Source organism: Yoonia sp. SWMV100, assembly GCF_056108365.1.
In genome coordinates, this window is the sequence record NZ_JBWBAQ010000002.1 from 588644 (window position 1) to 602298 (window position 13655).

General features: G+C 55.8%; 15 protein-coding genes. 6 read left to right on the forward strand and 9 right to left on the reverse strand.

Annotated features, from left to right (window positions below):
• Positions 1 to 9: 9 nt before the first annotated feature.
• The 3 genes from ACXJGX_RS03025 to ACXJGX_RS03035 all read right to left on the reverse strand — a co-directional run bounded on the left by ACXJGX_RS03025 (position 10) and on the right by ACXJGX_RS03035 (position 2586).
• Complete coding sequence (locus ACXJGX_RS03025) at positions 10 to 1344, reverse strand: 8-oxoguanine deaminase (protein ID WP_474779176.1); 1335 nt, start codon at positions 1342 to 1344, stop codon at positions 10 to 12.
• Positions 1337 to 2140 (reverse strand): inositol monophosphatase family protein, encoded by an 804-nt coding sequence (locus ACXJGX_RS03030; protein WP_474779178.1) that lies wholly within the window; start codon positions 2138 to 2140, stop codon positions 1337 to 1339. The genes ACXJGX_RS03025 and ACXJGX_RS03030 overlap by 8 nt, the downstream gene beginning before the upstream one ends.
• 74 nt (positions 2141 to 2214) lie before the next feature.
• A complete protein-coding gene (locus ACXJGX_RS03035; protein WP_474778656.1) occupies positions 2215 to 2586 on the reverse strand; it encodes a helix-turn-helix domain-containing protein in 372 nt (123 codons plus the stop codon).
• Positions 2587 to 2663: 77 nt separating this feature from the next.
• Here ACXJGX_RS03035 and ACXJGX_RS03040 point away from each other — a divergent pair, with 77 nt between their 5' ends.
• The gene (locus tag ACXJGX_RS03040; protein ID WP_474778657.1) at positions 2664 to 2804 is read left to right on the forward strand and encodes a hypothetical protein; all 141 of its coding nucleotides are present in this window, start codon (positions 2664 to 2666) and stop codon (positions 2802 to 2804) included.
• Between the two features lie 58 nt (positions 2805 to 2862).
• Positions 2863 to 3822 (forward strand): NADPH:quinone oxidoreductase family protein, encoded by a 960-nt coding sequence (locus ACXJGX_RS03045; protein ID WP_474778658.1) that lies wholly within the window; start codon positions 2863 to 2865, stop codon positions 3820 to 3822.
• On the opposite strand, the gene ACXJGX_RS03050 is transcribed toward ACXJGX_RS03045, so the two are convergent.
• Positions 3812 to 4690 carry a LysR family transcriptional regulator gene (locus tag ACXJGX_RS03050; RefSeq protein ID WP_474779180.1) on the reverse strand — a complete coding sequence of 293 codons (879 nt, stop codon included), beginning with the start codon at positions 4688 to 4690 and terminating at the stop codon, positions 3812 to 3814. The two genes, ACXJGX_RS03045 and ACXJGX_RS03050, sit on opposite strands and share 11 nt — an antisense overlap.
• Positions 4691 to 4804: 114 nt before the next feature.
• On the opposite strand from ACXJGX_RS03050, the gene ACXJGX_RS03055 reads away from it, so the two are divergent.
• The 3 genes from ACXJGX_RS03055 to ACXJGX_RS03065 all read left to right on the forward strand — a co-directional run bounded on the left by ACXJGX_RS03055 (position 4805) and on the right by ACXJGX_RS03065 (position 6441).
• Positions 4805 to 5020: a DUF1127 domain-containing protein gene (locus tag ACXJGX_RS03055; RefSeq protein WP_474778659.1), complete on the forward strand. Its 216-nt coding sequence runs from the start codon at positions 4805 to 4807 to the stop codon at positions 5018 to 5020.
• Between the two features lie 106 nt (positions 5021 to 5126).
• Positions 5127 to 5897, forward strand: coding sequence for a Bax inhibitor-1/YccA family protein (locus ACXJGX_RS03060; RefSeq protein ID WP_474778660.1), 771 nt, complete (start codon positions 5127 to 5129; stop codon positions 5895 to 5897).
• Between the two features lie 70 nt (positions 5898 to 5967).
• Entirely contained in the window at positions 5968 to 6441 is a 474-nt protein-coding gene (locus ACXJGX_RS03065; protein WP_474778661.1) for a cupin domain-containing protein, read from the forward strand.
• Positions 6442 to 6530: 89 nt separating this feature from the next.
• Here ACXJGX_RS03065 and ACXJGX_RS03070 read toward each other — a convergent pair whose 3' ends face one another.
• The 5 genes from ACXJGX_RS03070 to ACXJGX_RS03090 form a co-directional block, all read right to left on the reverse strand.
• Positions 6531 to 7856: a dicarboxylate/amino acid:cation symporter gene (locus tag ACXJGX_RS03070; RefSeq protein ID WP_474778662.1), complete on the reverse strand. Its 1326-nt coding sequence runs from the start codon at positions 7854 to 7856 to the stop codon at positions 6531 to 6533.
• 86 nt (positions 7857 to 7942) lie between these two features.
• Positions 7943 to 8833, reverse strand: a complete 891-nt coding sequence (locus ACXJGX_RS03075) for a hypothetical protein (RefSeq protein WP_474778663.1) — start codon at positions 8831 to 8833, stop codon at positions 7943 to 7945.
• 10 nt (positions 8834 to 8843) lie between these two features.
• The gene (locus ACXJGX_RS03080; protein ID WP_474778664.1) at positions 8844 to 9584 is read right to left on the reverse strand and encodes a class I SAM-dependent methyltransferase; all 741 of its coding nucleotides are present in this window, start codon (positions 9582 to 9584) and stop codon (positions 8844 to 8846) included.
• Complete coding sequence (locus ACXJGX_RS03085; RefSeq protein WP_474778665.1) at positions 9571 to 11109, reverse strand: hypothetical protein; 1539 nt, start codon at positions 11107 to 11109, stop codon at positions 9571 to 9573. Before ACXJGX_RS03085 ends, ACXJGX_RS03080 begins: the two co-directional genes overlap by 14 nt.
• The gene (locus ACXJGX_RS03090) at positions 11106 to 12107 is read right to left on the reverse strand and encodes a glycosyltransferase family 2 protein (RefSeq protein WP_474778666.1); all 1002 of its coding nucleotides are present in this window, start codon (positions 12105 to 12107) and stop codon (positions 11106 to 11108) included. The genes ACXJGX_RS03085 and ACXJGX_RS03090 overlap by 4 nt, the downstream gene beginning before the upstream one ends.
• 326 nt (positions 12108 to 12433) lie before the next feature.
• Between ACXJGX_RS03090 and proB the strand changes: the two genes are divergently transcribed.
• A complete protein-coding gene (gene proB / locus ACXJGX_RS03095; RefSeq protein WP_474778667.1) occupies positions 12434 to 13594 on the forward strand; it encodes a glutamate 5-kinase in 1161 nt (386 codons plus the stop codon).
• Positions 13595 to 13655 lie beyond the last annotated feature (61 nt).

Sequence of the window (13655 nt, forward strand, 5' to 3'; positions counted from 1 at the left end):
CCGGGGTCTTTATTGCATGAGCCGCTGGGCCAGCGCGTTTTGTCGTCGGATCGCAGCACCCAAATTGATCGATACCATTTCGCCACGCGACACAATCTGGCGTCCCTCAACAAACAGATCACGGACTTTTGCAGGACCGGCCAACACCAGCGCTGCTGGATCCCACGACCCCGCATTTTCAATGGCCTGCGCATCCCAAACCGCGATATCAGCGCGCTGCCCCACAACAATCTGTCCACAATCATCACGACCCAACACCTGCGCGCCGCCGCGCGTCGCGATCTCTAGCGCTTCACGGGCGGACATCGCGTCAGCGCCGTTTTGCACGCGTTGCAACAGCATGGTCTGGCGCGCCTCTGCCATGACGTTCCCGATATCGTTGCTGGCAGAACCATCAACACCCAGTCCGACATGAACGCCCGCATCGCGCATTGCACGCACAGGGGCGATGCCCGACCCAAGCCGACAATTGGAACAAGGGCAATGCGCGACGCCTGTGCGGGATCGCGCGAATAAATCAATCTCGGCTGCGTCGAGCTTTACACAGTGTGCATGCCAGACATCATCACCTGTCCAACCCAGATCTTCGGCGTATTGGCCGGGACGGCAGCCGAATGTCGCGAGTGAATAGGCAATGTCTTCGTCGTTCTCGGCCAAGTGGGTGTGCATCATCACCCCCTTATCACGCGCCAAAAGCGCGGCATTGCGCATCAAATCGCGCGAGACTGAAAAAGGGCTGCATGGGGCCACGCCGACACGCACCATTGCCCCCGGACGGGGATCATGAAACGCATCGATCACCCGTATGCTGTCTTCGAGGATTACGTTTTCATTTTCGGCCAACGCGTCCGGGGGAAGTCCGCCGTCGCTTTCACCGATGCTCATTGCGCCGCGTGTCGCATGAAACCGCAAGCCGACCTCTTGCGCCGCAGCGATTGTGTCATCTAGCCGCGACCTGTTGGGAAAAAGATACAGATGATCAGACGTCAGCGTGCAACCAGACAAGGCCAGTTCCGCAAGCCCGACCTGTGCTGACACAAACATTTCTTCCGGACCAAACCGCGCCCAGATCGGATAGAGCCGTTTGAGCCAGCCAAACAGCAACGCGTCTTGCGCACCCGGCACGGCCCGCGTGAGCGTCTGATACAAATGGTGGTGTGTGTTTACCAGACCAGGGGTCACAATCGTACCCTGCGCATCAAATACGCGGCCCGACGTGGATAACCCCTGCCCCACCGCAGCGATCACACCTCGCCGGATCAAAATGTCAGTCTGCCGCAATTCCTGCCGCGCGTCGTCCATCGTCAGGATAATATCCGCGTTTTTGATCAGCGTTTCAGCCACTGATGCTGTCTCGCAGGATCGCCAGTGCTTCGGCATGGATTGCGGCATTTGCGGCGGCTAACACCCGCCCCCCGCCGTGCGCGGGACCGCCGTCCCAGTCTGTGACAATACCGCCTGCTGCGGTAATGACCGCGATCGGGGCTTGCACATCATAGGGTTGCAACCCGGCTTCGATGACCAGATCAACCTGACCTGCGGCCAGCAACGCATACCCGTAACAATCCATTCCATAGCGGGTCAGCTTTGCGCACTGTGATACGGCACGAAAGGCGCGTTCTTCGGCTTTGGTTCCGACTTCGGGGAAAGTCGACAGAACTGTCGCCGCCGCGAGCGTGCTATGGGTTACGCAATTCAATGCGTGCTTTCCCATCGGGCCGACAACTTCGGCCACGCCAAAGCCGCCAACAAAACGTTCGTTGATATAGGGCTGGTCAATGACACCGAACAGTGGCCCGGTCTCGTCGGCGACGGACACCAGCACACCCCACGTCGGGGTGCCGCTGATGTAACCGCGTGTGCCATCAATCGGGTCCAGCACCCAAGTCAGGCCCGATGTCCCGGCTGTTGCGCCGAATTCCTCGCCAATGATTCCATCATCAGGGCGCATGCGCGCAAGAACAGCGCGCATCGCCTGCTCTGCGGCACGGTCCGCGACAGTTACGGGGTCAAAGACTTTGCCGCCCTTGTCGTCTGCAACCAATGCAGGGGTACGAAAATGAAGAAGCGTTTCAGGCCGCGCTGCATCCGCAAGCAAATGTGCGACGCCGATTAGTTCCGCCTGTGTATTTGGATTCAAGGACACGTGATCACCCCATCTACGCTAGATTACCTTTGCGGTAACGTAGCGCAGATAGAATGGTCAAGGCCGCTTTAGGCTGCTTCGCTTAGAACACGCGCCAAATCAAACAGACGACGGCGCTGGTTTTCCGGAATTGCATAATAAGACCGCAGCAACTCTAGCGCCTCTTTGTCTGTCAGAATATCGCCGGGCATATCGCCTTTCACAGCGTCGTTCTGGGCTTCGGCATCGATACCTTCAAAGAAGAACGACACCGGAACGCCCAAAACATTGGAAATGTCCCACAGACGCGATGCGCTGACGCGGTTCATACCTGTTTCATATTTCTGAATTTGCTGGAATTTGATCCCAACCTTTTCGGCCAATTGCTGTTGGGTCGTGCCATTCATCCACCGACGATGGCGAATACGCTTCCCAACATGGACGTCAACCGGGTGCTTCATCTTGTATTTCCTTAGTTCTATAGCGCGACAACCAAAGCATCGCAGTGATATTATGGGGCGCCGACTAAGGGGCTTGGATGTCCCCTGCCGACGCTGGTGACCAAGGCTTGCCCCCCGATTTTCAAACACGCAACGGTTGCAGTGCAATTCCTGACCTTAAAGACAGGTTCAACGGCCCGTTTTACATGCCAAGCGACCAAAAACGCGGCGATTTGTAAAACTGTTGGAAATACAAGATAACGCAGGCCATACACTTTAGGACAGGATTCGGCTGATATGCGGGCATTTCAAGTATCATCATTTGATCAACATCCGGCGCTTGTAACGATACCTGCGCCGCAACCGCAACGTGGTGAAGTACTGATCGATATCGACGCGTGTGGATTGAATTTCGCTGACCTGCTCATGACCAAAGGCACTTATCAGGATACGCCGCCGCTGCCGTTCACCATGGGGATGGAAATATGCGGTACAGTCACAGCGCATGGGGACGGCGTTACATTTCCACCGATCGGCGCGCGCGTTGCGGTGTTCGGTGGACAGGGCGGCCTTGCCGACCAAGGTGTATTCCCCGCCGCGCGCTGTAGCATTGTGCCAGACGATATGCCGTCCGACGTCGCTGCCGGGTTTATGGTGGCTTATGGAACGTCCCATCTGGCGCTGACCCGTCGCGCCAACTTGCACGCTGGTGAAACCCTGCTTGTGCTGGGTGCCGCAGGTGGCGTTGGCCTCACGGCTGTTGAAACTGGCAAGGCGATGGGCGCGCGCGTGATTGCTGTGGCAGCAGGCGCGGCCAAGCTCGGCGTCGCCAAATCGGCAGGTGCTGACCACCTCATTGATTGCGATACCCAAGACGTGAAACAGGCCGTCAAGGATCTTGGTGGCGCTGACGTCGTTTATGACCCTGTTGGCGGCGATTTGTTCAAAGCCGCGCTTGGTGCGTGCAACCGCGAGGCCCGGATCATCGTGATCGGGTTTGCCAGTGGGACGGTGCCACCTATCCCTGCCAATATTTTGTTGGTTAAAAACGTCACTGTGATGGGGTTTTATTGGGGCGGCTATTTGACGTTCGCACCCGATGCGGTGACAGACAGCCTGCACACATTGATGGAATGGTACAGCGCGGGACGCCTGCGGCCCCATATTAGCCACGTTATGCCGCTTGACCAAGCGGCAGAGGGGCTCGCGTTATTGCGCACACGAAAATCGACCGGCAAGGTTGTCATCACCCCATAGCAACAGCGCGTAATGCAGGTGGCGTTGCATAAACTTGTTGCACGATATCCGCCATGGCCGCGCTTACAGGGTCGTTGGGCTTTAGCACGTACAGGTTGATCTGCTGGCTTGGCAGCGGCGGTAAGGCCCCGCCATGTTGTATGACTTCGGTATGGGGGGGCAAGCTGCCTTCCAGCGCGACATGCACGGCCAAATCGGCGCTGACGGCAGCATCAACAGCGTTATCCAGTTCGGAATCGACCGCCATTTCCCACGGCGCACCGCGCGTGTTCAACGCCTGCAAGACGCCACTGCGAAATATGCAGCTGCTGCAAAAGGCGACGGGCAACGGTGTTTTGCGCCATGCTTGGCCGCCGATCGCACCGACCCACAACAGCGGCAGTTCGACCAACGCCTGCCCGCCAGCGCTGCAACACTCTTCTGTTGTGAGGATCACATCAACTTCGCCGCGACCAAACATTTCCAGCAATTTGCGGGTCGGGGCCGAAATAAGTTTGACGTGCATCCGCGGAAAGTCGGCAACAAAGCGGCGCAAGATTTGCGGTATCCCCGGGTAAATGATGTCATGCGGGGCACCTAAACGCAGCTCTCCTTCGAATTCGGTAGCCGTAAGACGGCTGAGGATTTCATCGTTAATTGCCAGCATATTTCGCGCATAGCCAAGCAATTGCTCGCCTGCGGGCGTGAGCCCGATTGTGCGCGCTGTGCGATCAAGCAAGGACAGGTTCAACGACTCTTCCAGTCGTTTCAACTGCATCGACACTGCTGATTGGGTCAGGTTCAACATCCCCGCCGCACGCGTCACGCCGCCCGCCTCGGCGACGGTAACAAAAGAGCGCAGCGCAGTCAGGTCCAGATTTCGGGGCACATCACATTCCTTGATGTTTGGTATGCTAATCATTCATTTTTAATATGCATCAGGGCGCGCTACATATCAAGCATCGAAATGAAACGACGCCCATTCATCACAAAGGAACATGACATGAGCCATGTTATCAACCAGATCACCTGCTGCGCGCCCGCAAAACGCGTTACCCTGCTGCGCCGCCTGATCACACTGGCGGCCGTGGCGCGTCAACGCCGCCATCTGGCCGACCTTGACGATCATCTGTTGCGCGACATCGGAATTACCCGCGCCGAGGCCATGCAAGAAGCCCAAAAAGCGATCTGGAGCGCCCCGTCGCATTGGACCCGCTGATTTCGCACCGTTCGAGGGCGAGAAGGCCTTGAAAAAAGACAGATTGATGCCAATATGTTCGCCAAGGGTTCTGAATGCAGAGCCGATTGTTTAGCTGGAGGTCAAAATGGCAGAATATGATTGGGCAAATACGGGTGCGACAACCCGTTCAGCCTCGGTAGATGTGGGGCTGCGCGCCCACATGAACAAGGTCTACGGAACGATGTCCGTCGGCATGGTTATTACTGCGTTGGCAGCTTGGGCGATTGCGAACCTGTCGACCACCACGGTGCCAACACAATACCAAGTGGGTGCAGGTGAATATCTGACGCAACTTGGGTACATGCTTTATGCCACCCCGCTGAAATGGGTTGTGATGCTTGCACCTTTGGCGTTTGTCTTTGGTCTGTCCGCGATGATCAACCGCATGTCCGCCGCGACTGCGCAATTGGTCTTCTACACCTTTGCCGCCGTGATGGGTCTTTCGCTTAGCTCGATCTTTTTGATCTACACCAGCTTTTCGATCGTGCAGATTTTCCTGATCACGGCCATCGCCTTCGCCAGCCTGTCGCTTTGGGGGTATACCACCAAAAAAGACATCTCGGCTTGGGGTTCGTTCCTGATCATGGGCGTCGTCGGTCTGATTGTTGCATCGGTCGTCAACATTTTCATGCAGTCCGAAGCCATCATGTTTGCGATTTCGGGCATTGGCGTGCTGATCTTTGCAGGTTTGACTGCCTATGACACCCAGAAGATCAAAACAGACTATCTTGCTCATGCTGCACATGGCGATACCGAATGGTTGGGCAAAGCGGCGATCATGGGTGCGCTGAACTTGTACCTTGATTTCATCAACATGTTCCTCTTCTTGCTGCAACTGTTTGGCAACCGCGACTAAGCCTGAAGAAACAACAGTCACACAGAGGGCCAGTGGAAACGCTGGCCCTTTTCTTTTGACAGGAAACGCCATGCCGATCATTCGTGCCAAAGACGCCAAAATTGACGCGCCCGCGCAGGCGCATCCGGTATTGGGGCGCTATACCGCCAAGCTTTACAGCGACAGCGGTGGGCTATCACAATTCGGGGCGTTCACCGAAACGCTTTCGCCCGGATCAAAGTCGTCGCTGCGTCACTGGCACGCGACCGAGGACGAGATGATCTTTATGCTGGCGGGCGAAGTCACCCTGCACGAAGGCAGCAGCATTTCACCCCTCTATCCCGGCGACAGCGCCACATTTAAAGCCGGGGTTCCGTTGGGGCATTACCTTGAAAACGCAAGCACAGCGGACGCCACCTATCTGGTCATCGGCACCCGCGCCGACTGCGACGTTGTCACATATCCCGATCATGACTGCGTCCTGCATTTCGACCGGACAACGGGCGCGCGGCGCTACGTGACGCTGGACGGCGCACCGACCGCATCCCCTTACGACCAGTCCTGAGACCAATCGCCGTTGGTCAGACCTGCCCATGGCCTGCCGTAGCGGCCAGAAACCCGCGCCGCATTCGGACGCGGGTCTTTTGTTTGTTTTCAGGCGACGTTTGCGTGCGGCAGTTCGATGTCGTCGTCGGTCAGCATACCGGCGTCCGGGTCATCAAAGACCACAAGGTCAATCTTGCCTTCGCTTTTGGCGACGATCGCCGTCACCACCGCGTCACCTGTGATATTCACCGCGGTGCGGATCATGTCCATGAGGCGGTCGACACCCAGGATGATTGCGATGCCTTCGATCGGCAAGCCAACCTGGCTAAGCACCATCGTCAGCATCACAAGTCCAACACCCGGCACGCCAGCCGTTCCAATCGACGCCAGAACAGCCATACCGATGACCGTCAAATAGCCACCAAGCCCCAGATCAATCGCATAGACGTTGGCCAAAAACACCGTGGCCACCCCTTGCATGATCGCAGTGCCGTCCATGTTGATCGTTGCCCCGAACGGGATGCAGAATGACGCCACTGAATCGTCCACACCAACACGTTCGGTCACCGTCCGATAGGTCACCGGGATAGTCGCGTTCGAGCTGGCGGTCGAAAACGCAAAGACCTGCGCCGGACGCATTTTGCGCATAAAGATCAGCGGATTCAGCCCGGACAGCACCTTGAGCAGCACCGGCAGCGTGACGAACAAATGGATAAACAGCGCCGCGACAAGCGTGACGACATAGGCAATCACGGGCAGGAACAGATCCAGCCCCTGCTCTGCGAATGTTTTGGCGATCAGACAAAAAACACCGTAGGGCGCAAAGTGCATGACAATCTGGACAACCTTCATCATCAGGTCATTCATATAGTCGCAGGCCGCGATAAAGCCTTCGGACCTTGCCCCCAACATCAACACTGCCACACCCAATACAACGGTGTAAAATATCACTTGCAGCATGTCCCCATTGGCAAAGGCCGCTATCGGATTGGTCGGAACAATCGCTGCAAAAACATCCCAAACCGATGGAGCATCGCGACCGGTCACACCGTTCAAAGCCAGCCCCTGCATGTCAAAGCCCTTACCGGGGCCGATCAGTGTCGCAAGCGCGATCGCAACGGTAATCGCTAACGCGGTGGTCCCAAGGTATAAAAAGAACGACTTTGTTCCGACCCGCCCCAACACCCGGATGTCCCCGATCCCGGTGACACCGCCCAGCAGCGAGAAAAACACCAAAGGCACAACCAGCATTTTCAAAGCGTTCACAAACATTTTGCCGATCATCGCAAAAAGTCCCGCAACGACGTGCTGGTTGATAAAGGCGCTGTTGATCTGGTTGAAAATCACCCCAACCACGATCCCGACGCCCATCGCGATCATGATCTTCATTGTAAGCGACATGGCCTTGCCGCCTCCGGCTGCTTTTGGTGTCATTGTTTTTACCCCTGTTGTTCGCATAGGTTGAACATGACACAGTTTGCACAATCCGCCAAATGTCCCGAAGCACCTTGAAAGCAGCCTTAGGATGATCGGTTAGAATGCGTCCCGGGTACAAATTTTTCCACGATCAGGTTTCCGAACAGATACAGGACAAGGTCACCGAATGCGGTAATGACACGTAAAAGCAATGCGGCGATCAGGACGTCATCGGTGGCGGACAGATGCGCAAGAAAGTTGATTAAAAGCGCCTCGCGCACGGCGATCCCCCCCGGCGAACCGGGTGTCAGAAACCCAACCAACCATGCGAATATCGCAGCAGGGATCGCAAGCGCGACAAAGCTGCCGGAAACTGTATAGAGAACAACCGCAAAGATTGCCCCCTGACATACCATAAAGGCCACGCCGCGCGTCAGGACGGTCACCGCAGGGCGGCGCCACGATGGTCGCGCGCGATAGATAGCCAAGGTCGCTATGGCGACTGCCGCGAATAAGGCCAGTGGCGCGAACGCCCCAAGCGCCCAAATCCCGGCGCTTGCGCCATCGGTAAAAGTGATGGTCAGGCACATCGCGATAATGGCAGCCAACGGAAGGCTGACCAGTTCAAGCAAGGACGCGGTGGCAAGCGGGCGATGGTCGAGGCCAAAGTTTTTCAGGTACATGTGCCGACTGACAAGATGCACAACGTTACCCGGCACATATTTGGCGATCTGCGTTTTTGTATACGATAGCAAAAGGGGTGCGCGCGGCGGCGATTGCGGCACAAGTGTTTGCACGATCGTCGCCCAGTTGAATGCCAGCAGCACCAGCGCAGCAGTGTAGGCCAATGTCAGTGCAAATACCAAAGCGATCTGCGCAGCCGTCGGAGTCCAATCGCTCATGTCCGCCCGTTGTTGGTAGAGCGCCCAAGCCAGAAATACGAGTGCTGAAATTGTGACGAGTTGCCCGATCCGCCGCGCGGCCCGTTTCAACATTGCGGCCCTGTCAGGCATTGCGTCCGCTGGTTTGTCCGTGCCGCAAAAGCGTGGTCTTATCCGGATAGGGCAACGACGGTGTCATGCCTGAAAAATGGGTCGCGACAAAGTCGGATTTGCGTATGGCGACATCATAGCGTGTCCGCTTGGTGTTATCGAAAACAATCATACCACCCTTCGCCAAGCAGGTTTGTGCAACGTGCAGGCAGGCCTGACGCGCCCGTCCGTCGATAACGATCAGGTCGTAAGTCTGGCCAGTGTCCGCAATTGTCTTGACGTAGTTTTGAAAGCTACGCCCCAAGTACGCCTCTTTTTGGGAACGATAAAGCGGGTCATCACAGCGCACCGCATCGGCTGGCACGTGTGTCAGCGTAATTGACGGATAGGGCGCAATCCGGCTTTGCATCAAGTCGAACCAGTCTTTGTCATGTTCGACGCTGTGAACGGTTCCCGCGCGGCGCGCCAGCCAAACGGTGCTGGCACCGCTGCCGAATTCGAAAACCGCCGCATTGGGATGCGCCTGCAAATACTGATCCACTGCATCAATCGCACGATACGTCCACCAAGGCACATCCAGTGCAATCATTTGGTCCACATCGTAAATGGCGAAAAGTGAACGCAGCCAGTGCAGACCGCGCCGATCCTGCCGACGGTCCAGCCAGCCAAGAATACCCGTGCGTCCGGCGAGCGCGCCCAGATGGCGCATCATTTTCACATAGCCGCGCTTTGCCATCAGTTTAATTATTGCCACGTCGCCATCCTTTGCTGCGCTGCTCAAAAACGCTGTCAGGATCGACGCATAATTCGTCCAGTCGCGCAGGTGTAAATTCTTTGCCGGCCAGTAATGTTCGGCACATTTCAGCATCCCATGCTTCATAGCTGAAACCGGGCGCTGTTTGATAGCCTACGATAAAGGGGATCGTGACACTTGCTGAGGTCAGAGCGCCGCCCAGCACCAAAAACAGGCTCAATAAAACGACGCGCGTGTTGCGCAGAACATTCGGGCTGAACCGCAGGAATAGTCCAGGAAGGCTGAGCAAACAGAGCGCCATGACAAACGGCCACACATCAAACCTGTAACGAATCGTCACGGTTGGATAGCTGAGCATCAATCCGGCGGCGATACCCGTCGCGAGCAAAAGCGGCAGCGCGCGCATACCGCCAGATATGCGGGGCCGCCCAGCGATCAGACCAACCAACATGAGCGCGATCCATGCAGACCAAATGAACAGCATTCCATAACGCGGCTTTTCAAGAAAACCGTTCCCAGAAATGCTTTCGGTGACCTTGCGATGAAGCGTCTCTATCTGCGTACCGGCCGCAGGATAATCCAACACGTAAACCAGCGCATTCGGCAAAATGCGCCACGGATGAAACCGGCCATGTTCCGCAAAGACCACCCCACGCCCGTTGATCGCATAGTCGGTCCCAAAGAAGACGGGTCCGAATTGCACCTGACTATTTTCATCCGGTCCTTCGATTTTGCCATGTGTTGCCGTCGCGGACCCAAACCGCAACGAATTGAGTTGCATGAATGAAAGGCCAATCACCCCAAGAATCGCCAAGCTGACGATCGCGGGCATAAGCGCGCGCCTTTTGTCGTTCCAAAACGCAAAAGCAATCATGGCCCCAACACCACCATAGAGGCCGACTGCCATATGCGGGCGCGCGTGCAGTGTCACCCCCGCTAACAGGGCCGCAGGAACTAAGGCAGAGCGCCACGTCATCCCAAACAGAGCGCAACGTACCATGAGATAAAAGGCGCCAGCCATCGCCGCATAGGCGACGCTGATTGGTTCGTTATAAAGCACCGTAGTCGTACTCAGCAAAAAACCGGGGCTGCAAATCCAGATTGCCGCCCCGCCCATAACGACCCAAATCATAGGTATTTGGCCCGCATATTTTCGAACCACCTGAAAAGCCGCGAGATGGTAGAAACCCGTGCCAATGGTCGCCCATAGCCAGATCGAAAACGCTGCGGTCGGGAACTGGTTGAGCGCGACAAACGGGTGAAGGACTGCGCGTGTCAAAAGTGGCGCAATCCCGTGATACAGAATGCCGGTTCCATCCGCACTATAGTGCCCTTCCCTATTCAACATGCGCAAAGGAAGGTCAAAACGACCTTCCAGTAAGCGGTAAAAATAGGCGTTATAGATATCGCTACCAAAATCGGGATAGGGCTGGGGCAAAATGACGCTAAAGGCCAGCAACCCATAAAGAAAACTGCCTATTGCCGCGCATAGGATGGCGCACAAAACGGTTTTATCTTTGATCAAGGCTGAGGGCTCCGCGGTTTTGTGGTGCGGTCTTCCGGAACAACAGCCGGTGCATCTGCATTGGCCATTTCAATATCGCGGACCCGTCGCAAGATCCTTTCAAGCAATTGACGGTTTGTCGCGATGGTATCGCTAAGCAGCGCCAAAATCACCGTGACATACCCCGCCAACAGAAAGACTGCGGCCAAAACAAGCGATTGAATGTTGCCGTCACCGTTCCCTGCCATGAACAAGTAAAGAAACCGCAAGACCGGCAGCATCCCAATGAAGATCATGGCGGCGCCCAAGGTCATAAAGGCATTCAGTGGACGGTACATCACATAGCTGCGCAGGATGGTTGCCGCCTGTTTTCCGACAAACGACCACATCGACCGGAACAGGCGCGATGGACGATTTGTCGGGTTGGTGTTGATCACGACAGATGTGATTTTGAACCCGTGCTGGCCAGCGTGGATCAGGGTTTCGGTCGTGTAGCTAAAACGTGTCATCACGTTGATGCTGAGCGCTGCTTCGCGAGAATAAGCCCGGAACCCCGACACCGCATCCGAGATGTCGACTTTGGCCAGATTGCTGACGACCGCGCTCCCTACTTTTTGGAGCAACCGTTTTACCGGTGAGAACGCGGCATTTTGGGCTGGCTGGCGGTCACCAATCACAATGTCCGCCTGCTTTTCTACGATCGGTCTGACCAGATCTGTAATGCTGGCACTGTCATATTGATGATCGCCATCTGTATTGACGATGATATCAGCACCGTTGCGCAGCGCGTTTTCGATCCCGGCCTGAAAGCTGTAGGCAAGGCCACGGTTAGCATAGTTGCGCAAGATATAGGTCACGCCCATGCTTTGTGCGATTTCGACGGTGCGATCGGACGACCCATCGTCAATGATCTGCGTCTCAATTGTATCGATTCCAGGGATATGCTGTGGAATGGCGCCGAGAACCTGCGCGATGTTATCCTCTTCGTTCAGGCAAGGTATCTGTACAATTAGCTTCATTCACGGAACTTTCTAGAGGCGTCAGCGCCCTGTCTGGTCGTTATAGTTGCATGGTAGCCGTTCATCAATCCTGTTGATTTTTTGGGGCAATAATGCGGCGCGGCCATTGCTGCGCACGATTGGTGGCACCGTCCGGGCGTCCACGATTTTTTGAACAGGAATCAGGGGGGCATTTCCGTCCGTTAGGTGATAAGAGTGGCCCAAATCACCTCGAACCCCGCCCAATGGACGTCGGGGATGCGTTTAAAAGTGTTCCAGATCAGCGCCGACGCGCGCAAATCGTTCACATTTAAGTGTTATGAAACAAATAGATAGCGGAGAAGCACATGCCGAAGAAAAAGAAGATCGTCGTAAAGATTGGATCAAGCCTGCTCGCAAACAGCGACAAGCTCACTTTACGCTACGCATTCATGAATGGCCTGCTGAGTGATCTTGCGCAACTGCAAAAGGAAGGTCACGACATCATATTGACGTCGTCCGGATCTGTGGCACTTGGGTTGAATATGGTCGGGAAGCGGCCGGAAGAGGCCGGTATTCTTGACAAGCAGGCAGCAGCAGCCTGCGGCCAACCGTTGTTAATGAATGCATACCGTCAGTTGGCATCAGAGCACGACATGGACGTCGCCCAAATGCTGGTGACGGTCGAAGATATGGAAGATCGTCGCCGTTTCTTGAACATCAAGAACACCATGATGCGGCTGTTCGAAAACGACATCGTGCCGATTATCAATGAAAATGACTCTGTCGCGACGCATGACTTGCGCGTGGGCGACAATGACCGTCTTTCCGCAAAAGTCGCGCAGATGGTTCAGGCCGATCTGTTGGTGATATTGACCAGTGTCGAAGGCCTGTATGACCGGGATCCGTCAGACCCGGACGCAGTGTTTATTGAAGAAATCGAAGATGTCAGCGAACATCTGGAATCGACCACAAGCATCAGTGCGCTGGGCAGTGGTGGCATGTTAACCAAGATGCAGGCCGCCAACATGGCCCAAAACGCCGGGGTCGAGACAATCATCGCCGAGGGAATCATCGAACGGCCGGTTTCGTCTGTGTTAAAAAACGAACGCCGTTATACACGGTGTCTGGTTACGGGTGAAACCGCGTCGCCACTGAAGGTTTGGCTAAGCAACCGCTTGCAAGTCGCCGGGACCCTGGTTGTGTCGAATGACGTGGCCGCATCCGTGATCGCAGGGAACTGCGGGATTACCAGAGGGGATATCATTTCGATCCAAGGCAGCTTTGTCAAAGGTGATGTACTGCACGTTTACAATGAGGTCGGCGAAGAGGTCGCGCGGGGGCTGACGAATTTCTCGTCTGAAGAAACAATGCTATTGGCGCGTCATCTGGATATGCCGGTCGAGAATGTGATCGGGTACAAGACGAAAAGTGACATCATCGGCGTCGAAAACACGTTGGTTCTTGACGACAGCCACCTGCCGCTGCTTGCACCAGAAGATGATCAAAAACTTGTGGTTCCGGTGTAGTTGGTCCCCTTGCCCTGCAACCCTGACGTCGCGCACACGACGTCAGGGTGTGGTGGGTTAA

What these genes read in the sequence shown, in the direction of transcription:
- ACXJGX_RS03035 (WP_474778656.1), bottom strand. Translation starts at nt 2,586, where the DNA reads ATGAAGCACCCGGTTGACGTCCATGTTGGGAAGCGTATTCGCCATCGT.
- ACXJGX_RS03040 (WP_474778657.1), top strand. Translation starts at nt 2,664, where the DNA reads ATGTCCCCTGCCGACGCTGGTGACCAAGGCTTGCCCCCCGATTTTCAA.
- ACXJGX_RS03045 (WP_474778658.1), top strand. Translation starts at nt 2,863, where the DNA reads ATGCGGGCATTTCAAGTATCATCATTTGATCAACATCCGGCGCTTGTA.
- ACXJGX_RS03055 (WP_474778659.1), top strand. Translation starts at nt 4,805, where the DNA reads ATGAGCCATGTTATCAACCAGATCACCTGCTGCGCGCCCGCAAAACGC.
- ACXJGX_RS03060 (WP_474778660.1), top strand. Translation starts at nt 5,127, where the DNA reads ATGGCAGAATATGATTGGGCAAATACGGGTGCGACAACCCGTTCAGCC.
- ACXJGX_RS03065 (WP_474778661.1), top strand. Translation starts at nt 5,968, where the DNA reads ATGCCGATCATTCGTGCCAAAGACGCCAAAATTGACGCGCCCGCGCAG.
- ACXJGX_RS03070 (WP_474778662.1), bottom strand. Translation starts at nt 7,856, where the DNA reads ATGACACCAAAAGCAGCCGGAGGCGGCAAGGCCATGTCGCTTACAATG.
- ACXJGX_RS03075 (WP_474778663.1), bottom strand. Translation starts at nt 8,833, where the DNA reads ATGTTGAAACGGGCCGCGCGGCGGATCGGGCAACTCGTCACAATTTCA.
- ACXJGX_RS03090 (WP_474778666.1), bottom strand. Translation starts at nt 12,107, where the DNA reads ATGAAGCTAATTGTACAGATACCTTGCCTGAACGAAGAGGATAACATC.
- proB (WP_474778667.1), top strand. Translation starts at nt 12,434, where the DNA reads ATGCCGAAGAAAAAGAAGATCGTCGTAAAGATTGGATCAAGCCTGCTC.